Here is a 15,810-nt window from a genome sequence, read left to right as displayed (position 1 = left end):
CTCCGCCAAGCCCCTGACCTCCGTCAGGCGTCCTCCGTCAGGCGTCCTCCTTCAGCAGATCGGCGCACTTCTCGCCGATCGCCATCGTCGTGATGCACGGATTGACCGTCACCAGATCCGGCATCACCGACCCGTCCGCCACCCGCAGCCCCGTGACGCCCTTGACCCGCAGCCGGGCGTCCAGCGGGGCCATCGGGTCGTCGTCGGCGCCCATCTTCACCGTGCAGGACGGGTGGTAGACGGTGTTGTGGGTCTTGCGGATGTAGTCGAGCAGTTCGTCGTCGGTCCGGACGTCAGGACCGGGCGCCAGCTCGGCGCCCGCCCAGCCGCCCAGCGCCGGCTGCTCGGCGATCCGGCGGGCCAGCCGCAGCCCGTACGTCATCACCCGGACGTCGTGCTCGTGCGTGAAGTACCGCGGGTCGACCCTGGGCTTGTCCCGGTAGTCGCGCGTCCGCAGCCGTACCGTCCCCCGAGACCTGGCACGGGTGACGTTCGGCGTCAGACAGAACGCGTTCTCCGAGGTGGGGTAGCCCCAGCGCGCGGTGTTCAGGTCGAACGGCACGCTGCCGTAGTGGAACATCAGGTCCGGCCGGTCCAGCCCGGGCTCGGTGTCGTAGAAGATGCCCGCCTCCCACCACTGGCTGGACGTGGTGGGCATCGGCTGCCTGGCCTCCCACATGATGACGCCCTCGGGATGGTCCTGGAGGTTGGCGCCGACACCGGGCGCGTCCACGGCGACCTCGACGCCGACCTCCCGCAGATGCCCGGCCGGTCCGATGCCGGACAGCATCAGCAGCTTCGGCGAGTCGATCGACCCGCACGAGACGATGACCTCGCGGCGGGCCCGTACCGACCGGGTGTGGATCAGATCGGGGTCGAGATACTCGGCGCCCACGCACCGACGGCCCTCCAGCACCAGCCGCTTGGCCCGTACGCCCGTGCGCAGCACCAGATTGGGCCGCTTGCCCAGCACCGGGTGCAGATACGCCACCGAGGACGATTGGCGGACATTGTTCTCGTCGGAGTTGATCTGGAACCAGTTCGCCCCCCGGACCACCGTCGTGCCGGTGTTGAAACCGGCCGTCGGTATGCCCGCCTGCGCGCACGCCTTCAGCAGCGCGGAGCCGCAGGGATCCTCGCCCTTGAGGGTGCGCAGCTTCACCGGGCCGGTGCGGCCGTGATGCTCCCCGGGTGCGTCGTTGCACTCCAGCCGCCGGTAGAGCGGGAAGACGTCGGCCGCGCTCCAGCCCGTGCAGCCGGCCGCCGCCCAGTCGTCCAGGTCCTCGGCGGGGGCCCAGAAGGCGATACAGGAGTTGTGCGAGGAACAGCCGCCGAGCACCTTCGCGCGCGCGTGCCGCAGAAAGCTGTTCCCGTCGCTCTGGGGCTCGACCGGATAGTCCCAGTCGTACCCCGACTCCAGCAGGCCCATCCAGCGGTCGAGTTGGAGTACGGCGTCGTCGCCGACGTCGCTCGGACCGGCCTCCAGCAGGCACACCGTCACGGACGGGTCCTCGGAGAGCCGGGCCGCCACCACGTTGCCCGCGGTGCCGCCGCCGACCACGACATAGTCGAACTCGTCAGCGAATCCATGGTCGAACGCGCCGTCGGACGACTCGCGGGGCCGGTCGGCACGGGCGGGTACGGCACGGGCGGGTACGGCACGGGAAGCGTCGCTGCTCATGAAAGGGGTGACCTCTTTTCAGTCGGCGGCCGGGGTGGCGCGGGTCGGATCGGGGGCGGTGGTCTCCAGGCGGTGTTCGGCGAGCACGCCGGTGCGGTGCCGCTGCACGAACCAGTAGTAGGCGAAGCCGCCGCCCGCGATGATCGCGACGAACAGCACGGCGCCCCAGCGCAGATACCAGTGGAAGGGCGCGGTCGCGTTGTACACCGAGGCGCGCGGCCACATCAGGTTGACCGTCATGGCCAGCCCCCACACCACGGCCAGCGCGTTGACCGGCAGTCCCCAGCGGCCCAGGGAGAAGCGGCCCCCGTCGGCGGGCTGCCACCGGCCGCGCAGCCGGGCGACGAGCATCGGCACCGTCACCCCCAGATAGGCGAGGTAGATCATGATGATGCCGATGCTGGTGACCACGGTGATGATCTGCGGCTGACGGATGTTGACCACCAGGATCGCCAGCGCCAGCACCCCGATCACCACGGCGGGCAGCACCGGTGTGTGGAAGCGCGGGCTGACCCGGGCCAGCAGCTTGGACGCGGGCAGGTTGTTGTCCCGGGCCATGGCGAAGGCCAGCCGGATCGCCGCCGTGTGCACGGCCAGCGCGCACACCGTGACCGCGATCAGCACACACCACAGCATCGCCTTGCCGGCCGTCGACCCGAGCACGTCCAGCACGATGTACTGGAGGCCCGCCGTGGACAGTTCCTCCCCGTTCAGCGACGACACACTCATCAGCGCGAGCAGCAGCACCAGCCCGCCGAGCAGGAACGAGGCCACGATCGCCCGGATGATGGCCCGCGGCGCGTTGCGGGAGGGGTCCAGGCACTCCTCGCCGAGCGACGAGGCCGTGTCGAAGCCGTACATCACGTACGCCGATGCCAGCGAGGCCACCAGGAACGCGCCGAGATAGCCGCCGGTCTGACCGGCGCCGGTGCCCTGCGTCTCCATCACGACCTGCGGCCCGCGCGTGATGTGCACCGCGAGCAGCACGATCAGTACGACGGTGGCGATCAGCTCGATGATCACGCCCGCCGTGTTGATGCGCGCCATCAGCTTGACCCCGAAGGCGTTGACCAGGGTGGTGAACAGGATCAGCACCGCCGCGAGGATCACCGCGTTGGTCGCCACGTCGTAGGTGCCGGTGCCGTCCCCGACGAACTGGAACACGTCCGAGATCTGCGGCAGCGTCAACTGGTAGGCGAGTGCCACGGCCGCGATGGAGACGATGGACGCGACCAGCATCAGCCAGCCCGCCAGCCAGCCCAGATGCTGGTTGCCCACCTTCTTGGACCAGTTGTAGACCGACCCGGCGATGGGATGCCGGGCCGCGAGTTCGGCGAAGCACAGGGCGACCATGAACTGCCCGGCGAACACCATCGGCCACGACCACCAGTAGGCCGGGCCGCCGCTGCCGTAACCGAAGTAGAACAGCTGGAACGTGCCGGTCAGGATCGATATGTAGCTGATCCCGGCGGCGAAGGTGTGGAAGTTGCCGAGGGTGCGCTTCAGTTCGGGCTTGTAGCCGAACTCCGCGAGTTCCGAGTCGTCGTCATGGCCGGGTGAGGGATCCGACGGCCGGGTAGTGGTGGACATGGCGGACTCCTTGGGGCGAGGAGGGAGGGGAGGGGGGAGGGGGCGCCCGAGCCTCGGGGCCTCAGGACCTCAGGACGTAAGGGGACATCAGCGCGTAAGAGGGCCTCAGGGCGTCAGGACCTCTGGGCGTAAGACAACCTGTGGGCGTAAGAGGACCTGTGGGGCGTCAGGAGAACCAACCCTGCGGCGCCGGGGCCGTGTTGCGCCAGATGTGCTTCGCCTCTTGGTACTCGGCGAGCCCGGCGGGACCCAGCTCGCGCCCCACCCCGGACTGCTTGAACCCGCCCCACTCCGCCTGCGGTACGTACGGGTGGTAGTCGTTGATCCAGACCGTGCCCAGCCGCAGCGCCGCCGCGACCCGGGCCGCGCGCCCCTCGTCACGCGTCCAGACGGCCCCGGCGAGCCCGTACACCGTGCTGTTGGCCAGCCGTACCGCCTCGTCCTCGCCCGTGAAGCGCTCGACCGTCAGCACCGGCCCGAAGGACTCCTCCTGCACCACCGACATCCCCACCGAGCATTTGTCCAGCACGGTCGGCAGGTAGTAGAAGCCCTCGTCGAGCGCCGGATCGGCGGGGCGGGCGCCGCCGCAGCGCAGCACGGCGCCCTCCTCCACACCCCGCGCCACATACGCCTCCACCTTCGCCCGGTGCGCGGCCGAGATCAGCGGCCCGGTCCGCGCCCGCTCGTCGAAGGGCCCGCCCAGCCGGATCCTGCCCGCCCGCCGCACCACCTCGTCCACGAACCGCTCGTGCAGCGAGCTTTCCACCAGCAGCCGCGCGCCCGCCGAACAGACCTGCCCGGAGTGCAGGAACACGGCCGTCAGCGCCATGTCCACCGCCGCCTCGAAGTCGGCGTCGGCGAAGACGATGTTGGGGTTCTTGCCGCCGAGTTCGAGCGCGACCTTCTTCACCGTGCCGGCCGCGGCAGCCATCAGCAGGCGGCCGGTGCCCAGCCCACCGGTGAAGGAGAGCAGATCGACATCCGGGTGTTCGGCGAGCGGGGCACCCGCCTGCGGACCGGCGCCGAGCACCAGATTTCCCGCACCGGACGGCAGCCCCGCCTCCTGGAGCAGCCGCATCAGATGGATCGCCGTGTGCGGGGTCAGCTCGCTCGGCTTCAGCACGAAGGTGTTCCCGGCCGCGAGCGCCGGGGCGACCTTCCACGCCGTCTGCAACAACGGGTAGTTCCACGGCGTGATCAACCCGCAGACACCGACCGGCTCGTACACCACCCGGCTGTCCACCTCCGGCCGCCCGGTGTCCACGACCCGCCCCGCCCCGGAGCCGGCCAGCCGCCCGAAGTACCGGAAGCAGTTCGCCACGTCCTCGATGTCGTACGCGCTCTCCACCAGGCGCTTTCCGGTGTCGAGGGACTCGGCCCTGGCGAGCTGCTCCTTGTCGCGGTCCAGCAGCCCGCCCACCCGCGCGAGCAGGTCACCGCGCTCCGGGGCGGGCGTCCTGGGCCAGGGCCCGCTGTCGAAGGCCCGCCGGGCGGCGGCGATCGCCTCGACCGTGTCCTTCCCGTCCGCTTCGTCCACGGCCGCCACGAGTGTGCCGTCGGCGGGGCAGCGGATCTCACGCGTCCGCCCGTCGAGCGCGGACCGCCAGTCGCCGTCGATGAACAGATCGGGCATGGCGGCCTCCTGGCTGTGCTGGTCCGTGCTAGGGGAGCGATTGCGTACGACTGATGCGCAGCTTCCCCGTTTCGACGTTCCTGAACAGGCCGGACGGAAAATGATCTGCCGGAGGACAGCAGACCGCGACCGGCCCTCAGCCAGCGACGGTGCCGGTACCGGTACCGGTGTCCGTGGCGAACCTGGCCGGATCGAACAGGCCGATGGGATGACCCGTGGCCCCGTCGAGCGCCAGATCGGCGAGAATCTCACCGACCACCGGCACGAACTTGAAGCCGTGCCCCGAGAACCCGCACGCCACGGTGACCGACCCCGGGTGGGCCGGATGCCGGGCGATCACGAAGTGCTCGTCGGGAGTCGTGGAGTACATACAGGTCGCGGCCTTGAGGAACACACCCGGCAGATCAGGGATACGGCGGGCCATATGGTCGGCCATGGCCCTGATCTCCTCCGTGTGGACCGACCGGTCGATGGTCTCCGGGGTCGTGACCTCACCTTTCTTGAAGAAGGCCACCTTGGCGCCTTGCTCGGGCCCGTCGATCGCCGGGAAGCCGTAGACCTGGACCCCCGCCGGTTCCTCCCAGATGTAGACGGGATGGCGCTCGGCGCGGAACGGCTCGACGCCGTGCTTCGGCTGGAACCAGTACATGACCTGACGCTCGACGGTGATCGACACCCCGAGATCCGCGAGCAGCGCCGGCGCCCACGCCCCCGGGCAGATCACCAGCCGCCCCGCCGTGTAGGTGCCCTTGCCCGTGTGCACCCGAACCCCGTCGCGGTACGGCTCCCAGCGCGTCGCCGGTTCCTCGAAGCGCAGGTCGGCGCCCTGCCGGGCAGCGAGCTGAAGATGCGCGGCGACGGTGTTCTCCGGGCGGAGCAACCCGGCCCGGCGCTCGTACAGCGCGACCTCGTCGTCCCTCGGCGCGAGGGTGGGGAACCGGCGCCGGATCTCCTTCGCGTCCAGCATCTCGTGGGGCAGATCCCACTGCCGCGCCGACCGCAGCGACCCGGCGACGGTGCGGCACTCCGGGCGCCCCAGCATCACGCCCCCGCTCAGCACCGCGATCTCCCGGCCGCTCGCCCGCGCCAACTCCTCGTACAACTCGTAGGCCCGTAGCAGCAGGGGCACATACGCCGGGTCCTCGAAGTACGACTGCCGGGTGATCCGCGAACCGCCGTGACTGGAGCCGCGGTCGTGGACCGGCCCGAATCTCTCCAGGCCGAGCACCCGGACGCCCCGCGCGGACAGATGGTGCGCCGCGGCACTGCCCATTCCGCCGAGACCGAGGACGATCACGTCATAGGTGTCATCTGCGTCATGGAGGGGGGACACGCGGTGCTCCAGTCGGACAACGGACAGGACCGGCGCCAAGACCGAGGTCAGGGCCGGGATCTCACGAGTGTGACAGCCGCCCGGCGCTCCCGGGCCCGCTTATCCGCCCCTGTGATCGCGCGGCCGACCGAGCCTGACGACGGGCGCGGCGGCGCTCGCGACGCAGGGCCCGCGCGGTGCTGCTGGGCGCGGACACCACACCGTTGCGCTGATGCCAGACCTGCCGGGTCACCCACACGTCCAGCACGCTCCAGGTCGCCACGACCGTACTGACCACGGTGCTGATGAACATCGGGAACGCCAGCCACGACTCCGCCAGCGTCGCCAGCACCGTCACCATCGCCTGGATCAGTGTCACCGCGAGGATCAGCACCGCCCGCACGGCCGAGGTGCGCACCGGGTCGGGCAGCCGGCGACGCCTCGCCGGTTCCTCGACCCACAACGGCCGGTACGTGGCCTGCGGTTCCTCGCCCCCGCGCGGCACGGCAGCCGCCGAACGCCCGACGCGACCGGCACCCTGCCCTGGTGCCGGGGGCGACTCCGCCGGTCCGCCCACGTCGACCTGCGCGCGGGAGGCTATGTGCGTCCTCGCCCCCACCGGAATGTCGTGATCCGGGGCCCGCAGCCCGCCGCGCGGCTCCCTCGTGCTCCCCGCCGCCGAGCCGTTCCCGGGTGCCTCGTGCCGCTCCACCGTGCCCATCATCGTGTCACTCCCCACCGCCTGCAGACCGCTCGCCCCGGTCCGAAACATTCGACCCCACAGTGGCTGCCCGGCTTGCGCTGATTTACGCCGCCAGGGTGCGGGATGCGGCACGTGTGGCCGATTCCGCCCCCAATTCCCATAGAGAAGGACGAACGAACCGCCCGGATGATTCCCGTACACCGAAAACTTCCAGCCAACACCGGATGTCCTCTCACCTCTCTCCAGTACCAGCTCACCTCACCCCGTGTGGTGGCAATCTCCCCCAATGAACGGACAACTCACCCTGTCTTGTCCTGGCTTGTCCCGACGGAGGACGTTCGGCCTCCGGACAGCTCTTCGAGTTACCTGTGCGTCAGTAGTAGGCTCGCGCCGTTTGTTGACGCACTTGTGATCCCCCACCGGTAGGGGATCGTCGCTGGGGGAGGCCATGCGCTTTCGCGGGAAGTCCATCCGCAGGAAGATCGTGGCGCTGCTGCTCGTGCCCTTGGTCTCCATGACCGCTCTGTGGGCCTTCAACATGGTGCTCACGGGCCGAGAGGCCAGCGCGCTGTTCACGGCGGCGTCCGTCGTCGAGGACGTCGGCTATCCGACGGAGGACACCGTGCGCGTCCTCCAGCAGGAGCGCCGCCAGACCCTCGTCCATCTCGCCGACCCCAGGGACTCCGACGGACTCGCCGCGCTGCGCCGCACCCGGACCGCCACCGACGAGGCCGTCGCCGAACTGCGCAAGAACGCCCGGAACTCCGACATCCGCGAGGCGATGGGCTCGGACACCGGCGAACGCCTCACCGCCGTGCTCGACGCCTTCGACGGCATCGGCTCCCTGCGCCGCAGCGTCGACGACGACACCGTCAACCGCTCCCAGGCCCTCGATCTGTACAACCGCCTGGTCGACCCCTGCTACACCCTCCTCACCAACCTCCACGCGGTCGAGGACGTCGAACTCGACAAGCAGTACCGCGCCCTCGTCGGCCTCTCCCGCGCCCGCGAACTCCTCGCCCGCGAGGACGCCCTGCTCGGCTCCGCCCTCGTCGTCGGCACCCTCACCCGCGCCGAGGCCCGCGACATCAGCGACCTCGTCGCCCAGCGCAACCTCACCTACGACGTCAACCTCCCGCTCCTGCCCGCCTCCGAACGCGAACGCTACGAGCGCTTCTGGAAGAACGCGGGCACCGCCCCCCTGCGCGTCGCCGAGGAGTCCGTCCTCGCCTCCTTCGCCTACGGTGCCGCCCCGCACGTCAGCGCGGGCGACTGGGACGACGCCGCCGGAAAGGTCCTCGACCGGCTCGGCACCCACAACGACCAGGCCAACGACCGCTACCAGGACCGCGTCCGCCCGATCGCCACCGAGGTCATCGTCCGCGTCGTCTTCGCCGGCGCCCTCGGTCTGGCCTCCCTGCTCCTCTCCCTCTTCGTGTCCGTCCGTATCGGCCGCAGCCTCATCCGCGACCTGCGCCAGCTGCGCCTGGACGCCCACGAGGCGTCCGGCGTCCGGCTGCCCAGCGTGATGCGCCGGCTGTCCACCGGCGAACAGGTCGACGTGGAGACCGAGGTCCCGCGCCTGGAGTACGACAAGAACGAGATCGGCGAGGTCGGCCAGGCACTCAACACCCTCCAGCGCGCCGCCGTCGAGGCCGCCGTCAAACAGGCCGAACTCCGCTCCGGGGTCTCCGACGTGTTCGTCAACCTCGCCCGCCGCAGCCAGGTCCTCCTGCACAAGCAGCTCACGCTGCTCGACACCATGGAGCGCCGCACCGAGGACACCGAGGAACTCGCCGACCTCTTCCGCCTCGACCACCTCACCACCCGTATGCGCCGGCACGCCGAGGGCCTGGTCATCCTCTCCGGAGCGGCCCCCTCCCGGCAGTGGCGCAAACCGATCCAGCTCATGGACGTGGTCCGCGCAGCCGTCGCCGAGGTCGAGGACTACGAGCGCATCGAGGTCCGCAGGCTGCCCAAGACCGCCGTCACCGGCCCCGCGGTCGCCGACCTCACCCATCTGGTCGCCGAGCTTCTCGAGAACGCCACGATCTTCTCCCCGCCGCACACCGCCGTCCAGGTCGTCGGCGAACGGGTCGCCAACGGCTTCACCCTGGAGATCCACGACCGCGGACTCGGCATGGCCGCCGAGACGCTCCTGGACGCCAACCTCCGTCTCGCCGAGACCCCCGAGTTCGAACTCTCGGACACCGACCGCCTCGGCCTCTTCGTCGTCAGCCGGCTCGCCCAGCGCCAGAACGTCCGCGTCTCCCTCCAGACCTCCCCTTACGGCGGAACCACCGCCGTCGTCTTCATCCCCGACGCCCTCCTCACGGACGAGGTCCCGGACACCAACGGCATCGGCTTCCGTCTCGACCGGCCCCGCTCCGTCAAGGACGCCCGGCGCGACGACAGCCACCGCCCCGCCCTGACCCAGAAGCCGGTCGAACTGCCCGGACTGCCTCCCTCCCTCCTCGACGGCCCCGTCGAACTGGAGGCCCCCGTCGACCTCGACGCCATCGAGGACTTCCCCGGTGGGCTCGACGGCGACGACAGCGAAGGCGGCGGACTCTTCCGCCCCCGCCGCTTCCTCCCCGCCGACGCCGCCCAGCAGGGCCCCGCCCGCACCTCCGGCACGGTCCCCGGCCCCCGGGGCTCCACCGACCCCACCGACGGGGACGACCCGTCCGCCGACGCCCCGGTGGCGCTGCCCCGCCGCCACACGCCCAAGCTCGTCAGCTCCCACGGACGTCCGGTGACCGACCAGCGCCCCCGCCGCCAGAGCGGCGACGACAACACTCCGACGGCCTCCCGGCCCGGCTCCGAGGGCCCGGCCGCACCGCTGCCGGCCCGCCGCCGCGACCCGGGAGCCCCGCGCCGCACGACGGGCCCCATGGGCTCGATCGGCCCCGCGGGTTCGACCGGCCCCACCGGCTCGATCGACCCGGCCGGGCCCGCGGGCGGCACCGACGAGCCCGGCGACCGCGCCTTCACCCACGGCCCCACCCCGCCCTCAGGCCCGCCCGTACTGCCCCGCCGCACCCGAGGAGCCACCGACCATCCGGGCGGCATCCCCCTGTCCGGCGGCAGCGGCCGTACCGGAGCGGGCGAGGAACCCGGCACCGGCGCAGGGCCGGGCGTCGGCGCAGGGCTCGCCGGTGCCGGGCGGCCCGACCTCCCCGCGCCCACCGGCGGCCCCGGCGACCAGGAAGGGCCCGGCTCCGACCTCGGCGCCCTGCCCCGCCGCGTCCGCCAGGCCAACCTGGCACCGCAGCTCAGGAACGCCCCCGAACCACCTACGGAACGGTCCGCCCCCGAGGAACGGGACGCCGACGAGGTCCGCAGCCGTATGGCCTCGCTCCAGCGCGGCTGGCAGCGCGGCCGTGACGAGAACGCCGAGGGCGACGACCCCCAAGGCGGCACAGCACCACACGGAACGACAAAGGGGGACGGTCGATGACCGCACCGAAGGGGACCGCCTACTCCGCGACCGGCGGGAACGGCGAGCTCAACTGGCTCCTCGACGACCTGGTCGACCGCGTCGCGAGCATCCGCAAGGCCGTCGTGCTCTCCGGGGACGGCCTGGCGACCGGAGTGTCCAAGGACCTGACCCGTGAGGACGGCGAACACCTCGCCGCTGTGGCCTCCGGCTTCCACAGCCTCGCCAAGGGGGTCGGCCGCCACTTCGAGGCCGGAAGCGTCCGCCAGACCGTGGTCGAACTGGACGACGCCTTCCTGTTCGTCACCGCGGCCGGCGACGGCAGTTGCCTGGCCGTCCTCTCGGACGCCGATTCGGACGTCGGACAGGTCGCTTACGAGATGACGCTGCTGGTCAAGCGGGTGGGCGTACATCTTGCCGCCGCTCCGCGCAACGATCTGCCCTCGGGCGGGTAGTGGGATGGCATGAGCGCAGACGGTGAGGCCAGAAGCCACTGGTTCGACGACGAGGCGGGACCGGTCGTCCGCCCGTACGCGATGACGCGTGGCCGGACCCGGCATGCCGCCCAGCACCGCCTGGATCTGATCGCCGTGGTCGTCGCGGAGCCGCACGTGGCCGGCGCCGACACCGACAGTTCGCTGTCCCCCGAGCATGTGGACATCGTCGAATTGTGCCGCGAGGCCCCGCAATCGGTCGCGGAACTCGCCGCCGAACTCGATCTGCCGATCGGCGTGGTGCGGGTCCTCGTCGGCGATCTCGTGGACCACGACCTGGTCCATGTGAACCGTCCCGTCCCACCGGCCGAGCTGCCCGACGAGAGCGTGCTGCGCGATGTGATCAACGGCCTCCGGGCGCTCTGACCAGGCACCCCGAGCCCTGGACGGCACACGGCCGACCCACCGGCACCCGACCCCCGCGCCGTGCGCCGCCGTCCACCCCGGCTCCCACCGGCCCGGCCACCCCCTCACCCAGGGACTCCGCCCCCCTCCACCGCACACCCGCCCGGCACGCCCACGCCCCTCCCCGGCGCTCCCGGACCCCCCGTCCGGACCCACCCCCGGCGTCGAAACAGGCGCCGGACCACCCCGGCCGATATGATCCGACCGATCGTCGGCGACCATCCGAGGCCCTGCGACCGGCGGCCCCCAGGGACGGTGCCGAACAGCGCGACCGGGGAGATTCACGTGACCACGGGCTGGCAGTTCTGGGTCGACCGGGGCGGCACCTTCACGGACATCGTCGCGCGCCGCCCCGACGGCCGTCTCCTGACCCACAAGCTGCTCTCCGACAACCCGGCGCGCTACACCGACGCCGCGGTCGAGGGCGTACGCACCCTGCTGCACGCCTCCCACGGCCCGCGCGCTCCCGCCGATGCCGACGACCCAGGCGACCCCATCGTGGCGGTCGACGCGGTCCGCATGGGCACCACCGTCGCCACCAACGCCCTTCTGGAACGCAAGGGCGAGCGCACCCTGCTGATCATCACCCGCGGCTTCCGCGACGCCCCGCGCATCGCCTACCAGAACCGCCCCAGCATCTTCGCCCGCCACATCGAACTCCCCGAACCGCTCCACGAACGGGTCATCGAGGTCGACGAGCGCGTCACCGCCGACGGCACCGTCCTGCGCCCGCCCGACCTGGACGCCCTGGCCGGGCCGCTCCGGGAGGCGTACGAGGACGGGATCCGCGCCGTCGCCGTGGTCTGTATGCACAGCCACCTCCACCCCGCCCACGAACAGGCCGTCGGCGCACTGGCCGCCCGCGTCGGCTTCCCGCAGATCTCGCTGTCCAGCGAGGTCAGCCCACTGATGAAACTCGTCCCGCGCGCGGACACCGCGGTCGTGGACGCCTATCTCTCGCCCGTCCTGCGCCGCTACGTCCGCCAGGTCGCCGAACGACTCCACGGCGTACGGCTGATGTTCATGCAGTCCAACGGCGGACTCGCCGAAGCCGGGCAGTTCCGTGGCAAGGACGCCGTCCTGTCCGGGCCCGCAGGCGGGATCGTCGGCATGGTCAGGATGTCGAGCCTGGCCGGGTTCCACCGGGTCATCGGCTTCGACATGGGCGGCACCTCCACCGACGTGTCGCATTTCGCGGGCGAGTACGAACGGGTCTTCACCACGCAGATCGCCGGCGTCCGACTGCGCGCGCCCATGCTGGACATCCACACCGTGGCCGCGGGCGGCGGCTCGATCCTCCACTTCGACGGAGCCCGCTACCGCGTAGGGCCGGACTCGGCGGGAGCGGACCCGGGCCCCGCCTGCTACCGGAGCGGCGGCCCGCTCACGGTCACCGACGCCAACGTCATGCTCGGCCGGGTCCAACCCGCCCACTTCCCAAGCGTGTTCGGCCCGGCGGGCGATCAGCCCCTCGACGCCGCCCTCGTCCACGAGCGCTTCACCGCCCTCGCCGGCGAGATCCGCGAGACGACCGGCGACGACCGCACCCCCGAGCAGGTCGCCGAGGGCTATCTGCGGATCGCCGTCGCCAATATCGCCAACGCCGTGAAGCGCATCTCGGTCCAGAAGGGCCACGACATCACCCGCTACGCGCTCACCACCTTCGGCGGCGCGGGCGGCCAGCACGCGTGCCGCGTCGCCGACTCGCTCGGCATCCGCACCGTCCTCGTCCCGCCCATGGCCGGGGTCCTGTCCGCCCTCGGCATCGGACTCGCCGACACCACCGCCATGCGGGAGCAGTCCGTCGAGGCCACGCTGGAACCCTCCGCCATGCCCGCCGTCAACCAGACCGCGGACGCCCTGGAGGCCGCGGCCCGCGCCGAACTCCTCGCCGAGGACATCCCCGAGGAACGCGTCGAGATCGCCCGCCGCGCCCAACTCCGCTACGACGGCACCGACACCACCCTCACCGTGCCCCTCACCGACCCCGACACCATGCGGGGAGTGTTCGAAGAACGTCATCGCGCCACGTACTCCTTCGCACTCGACCGCCCCGTCGTGGTCGAAGCCCTCTCCGTCGAAGCCACCGGAATCACCGAACCCCCCGATCTCTCGGCCCTCGCCCCGTACGAAGGCCGCCCTTCCGCGCCCGACACCGTCCGCCTCCACACGGGCGGCGCCTGGCGCGACGTACCCCTCCACCGCCGTGAGGCACTGCCTCCCGGCGAGACCGTCACCGGACCGGCGATCATCACCGAGCCCAGTGCGACGACCGTCGTGGACGACGGCTGGCGGGCCGCTGCGACCGACGACGGGCATCTGGTCATGGAACGCACGGCGATCACAGAGAGTTCCGGAATCGACACGGAAGTCGATCCCGTTCTCCTTGAGGTCTTCAACAACCTGTTCATGTCCATCGCCGAACAGATGGGCGCCCGACTGGAGTCGACAGCCCAGTCCGTCAACATCAAAGAACGGCTCGACTTCTCCTGCGCGCTCTTCGACCCCGACGGAAACCTGGTGGCCAACGCCCCGCACATCCCCGTCCACCTGGGCTCGATGGGCACCAGCGTCAAGGAGGTCATCCAGCGCCGCGGCACCGGCATGCGGCCCGGCGACACCTACGCCGTCAACGACCCGTACCACGGCGGCACCCACCTCCCGGACGTCACCGTCATCACCCCGGTCTTCGGCAGCGACGACACACAGAGTGACCAGATCCTGTTCTACGTCGCCTCCCGCGGCCACCACGCCGAGATCGGCGGCATCGCCCCCGGCTCGATGCCGGCCGACAGCCGCACCATCGACGAGGAGGGCATCCTCTTCGACAACTGGCTCCTCACGGAGGACGGCCGCTTCCGCGAGGAGGAGACCCACCGCCTGCTCACCACGGGACCCCACCCCTCCCGCAACCCCCGCACCAACCTCGCCGACCTGCGGGCCCAGATCGCCGCCAACCAGAAGGGCGTGGACGAAGTCACCCGCATGATCGCGGACTTCGGCCTCGACGTCGTACAGGCATACATGCGGCACGTCCAGGACAACGCCGAGGAATCCGTGCGCCGCGTCATCGACGCCCTGGACGACGGCGAGTACGCCTACGAGACCGACTCCGGCGCCGTCATCCGGGTCCAGGTACGCGTCGACCGCGAACACCGCAGCGCCACTGTCGACTTCACCGGAACCTCCCCACAGCTCACCACCAACTTCAACGCCCCCTACGCGGTCGTCAACGCAGCTGTCCTCTACGTCTTCCGCACCCTCGTCGCCGACGACATCCCGCTCAACGACGGCTGTCTCCGCCCCCTGAAGATCATCGTGCCGCCCGGCTCGCTGCTCTCACCCGCACCGCCCGCCGCCGTCGTCGCGGGCAACGTCGAGACCTCCCAGGCCATCACCGGCGCCCTCTACGCCGCCCTCCGCGTCCAGGCGGAAGGCTCCGGCACGATGAACAACGTCACCTTCGGCAACGAGCGCCACCAGTACTACGAGACCGTCGCCTCAGGATCCGGCGCAGGCGACGGCTTCCCGGGCGCGAGCGTCGTCCAGACCCATATGACCAACTCACGCCTGACCGACCCGGAAGTCCTGGAGTGGCGGCTCCCCGTATTGCTGGACGAGTTCACGATCCGGCGGGGGAGCGGCGGAGCCGGCCGATGGCCCGGAGGGGACGGCGCCGTACGCCGGATCCGCTTCCGCGAACCCATGACCGTCTCCACCCTCTCGCAGCACCGCAGGGTTCCGCCGTACGGTATGGCGGGCGGCGAACCAGGCGCGCTCGGCACCCACCGCGTGGAGCGCGCGGACGGTACCGTGACCGGGCTCCGCGGCAGCGATGCCACGGAGGTCGGACCCGACGACGTACTCGTCATCGAAACCCCCGGCGGCGGAGGCTACGGGCCACCGCCCGCCGAACCAGCGAGCAGGAGAAGAGACCGATGAAGTTCGGGCGATCTGAGCGCGGCAAGCCCCCGGTCGAGCCCGTCACGCTCAAGATCCTCGTGGCCGGCGGCTTCGGCGTGGGCAAGACCACCATGGTCGGCGCCGTCAGCGAGATCAGACCGCTGCGCACCGAGGAGTTGCTCACCGAGGCCAGCCGGCCCGTCGACGACACCCGCGGTGTCGAGGGCAAGCACACCACCACCGTCGCCATGGACTTCGGCCGCATCACCCTGCGCGAGGACCTGGTCCTGTACCTGTTCGGCACCCCCGGCCAGGAACGGTTCTGGTTCATGTGGGACGAGCTGAGCGAGGGCGCGCTGGGCGCCGTCGTCCTCGCCGACACCCGGCGCCTGGAGGACTGCTTCGCCGCCGTCGACTACTTCGAGCGGCGTTCCATCCCCTTCCTCATCGGCGTCAACTGCTTCGACGGGGCCACCCGTTACCCGGCCGAGGCCGTCCGCCAAGCGCTCGACCTCGACAACGGCGTCCCGGTCGTCCTCTGCGACGCGCGCGACCGCGAGTCCGTGAAGGAGGTCCTCATCCGAGTCGTCCAGCACGCGATGGCGACCGCGGCGAAACGCCGCCAGAAGGTCCCCACCTGACCCGACGCC

9 protein-coding genes and 1 pseudogene are annotated in these 15,810 nt (G+C 71.1%); 5 read left to right on the top strand and 5 right to left on the bottom strand.

Annotated features, from left to right (window positions below; all coding sequences use genetic code 11):
* Positions 1-37: 37 nt before the first annotated feature.
* From ACIQNG_RS29045 to ACIQNG_RS29025, 5 genes are all read right to left on the bottom strand, one after another.
* A complete protein-coding gene (locus ACIQNG_RS29045) occupies positions 38-1,681 on the bottom strand; it encodes a GMC family oxidoreductase (RefSeq protein WP_401489118.1) in 1,644 nt (547 codons plus the stop codon).
* Between the two features lie 18 nt (positions 1,682-1,699).
* The gene (locus ACIQNG_RS29040; protein ID WP_401489116.1) at positions 1,700-3,271 is read right to left on the bottom strand and encodes an APC family permease; all 1,572 of its coding nucleotides are present in this window, start codon (positions 3,269-3,271) and stop codon (positions 1,700-1,702) included.
* A gap of 166 nt (positions 3,272-3,437) precedes the next feature.
* Positions 3,438-4,904 (bottom strand): aldehyde dehydrogenase family protein, encoded by a 1,467-nt coding sequence (locus ACIQNG_RS29035; RefSeq protein WP_401489114.1) that lies wholly within the window; start codon positions 4,902-4,904, stop codon positions 3,438-3,440.
* A gap of 136 nt (positions 4,905-5,040) precedes the next feature.
* Positions 5,041-6,237 carry an N-methyl-L-tryptophan oxidase gene (solA, locus tag ACIQNG_RS29030; protein WP_401489112.1) on the bottom strand — a complete coding sequence of 399 codons (1,197 nt, stop codon included), beginning with the start codon at positions 6,235-6,237 and terminating at the stop codon, positions 5,041-5,043.
* Positions 6,238-6,298: 61 nt separating this feature from the next.
* Positions 6,299-6,937: a hypothetical protein gene (locus ACIQNG_RS29025; protein WP_401489296.1), complete on the bottom strand. Its 639-nt coding sequence runs from the start codon at positions 6,935-6,937 to the stop codon at positions 6,299-6,301.
* Positions 6,938-7,367: 430 nt separating this feature from the next.
* Between ACIQNG_RS29025 and ACIQNG_RS29020 the strand changes: the two genes are divergently transcribed.
* The 5 genes and pseudogenes from ACIQNG_RS29020 to ACIQNG_RS29000 all read left to right on the top strand — a co-directional run bounded on the left by ACIQNG_RS29020 (position 7,368) and on the right by ACIQNG_RS29000 (position 15,801).
* Entirely contained in the window at positions 7,368-10,379 is a 3,012-nt protein-coding gene (locus ACIQNG_RS29020; RefSeq protein WP_401489110.1) for a nitrate- and nitrite sensing domain-containing protein, read from the top strand.
* Positions 10,376-10,813: a roadblock/LC7 domain-containing protein gene (locus ACIQNG_RS29015; protein ID WP_401489108.1), complete on the top strand. Its 438-nt coding sequence runs from the start codon at positions 10,376-10,378 to the stop codon at positions 10,811-10,813. The genes ACIQNG_RS29020 and ACIQNG_RS29015 overlap by 4 nt, the downstream gene beginning before the upstream one ends.
* Positions 10,814-10,822: 9 nt before the next feature.
* Positions 10,823-11,218, top strand: a complete 396-nt coding sequence (locus ACIQNG_RS29010) for a DUF742 domain-containing protein (RefSeq protein WP_401439603.1) — start codon at positions 10,823-10,825, stop codon at positions 11,216-11,218.
* A gap of 324 nt (positions 11,219-11,542) precedes the next feature.
* A pseudogene (locus ACIQNG_RS29005) lies at positions 11,543-15,215 on the top strand (hydantoinase B/oxoprolinase family protein).
* Positions 15,196-15,801 (top strand): GTP-binding protein, encoded by a 606-nt coding sequence (locus tag ACIQNG_RS29000; RefSeq protein WP_401439601.1) that lies wholly within the window; start codon positions 15,196-15,198, stop codon positions 15,799-15,801. Before ACIQNG_RS29005 ends, ACIQNG_RS29000 begins: the two are co-directional and overlap by 20 nt.
* Positions 15,802-15,810 lie beyond the last annotated feature (9 nt).

Source organism: Streptomyces sp. NPDC091377 (genome assembly GCF_044757045.1).
Taxonomy (GTDB): Bacteria; Actinomycetota; Actinomycetes; order Streptomycetales; family Streptomycetaceae; genus Streptomyces.
The sequence above is the reverse complement of the archived record's forward strand: the minus strand, read 5'-3'. Positions and strand labels throughout refer to the sequence as shown.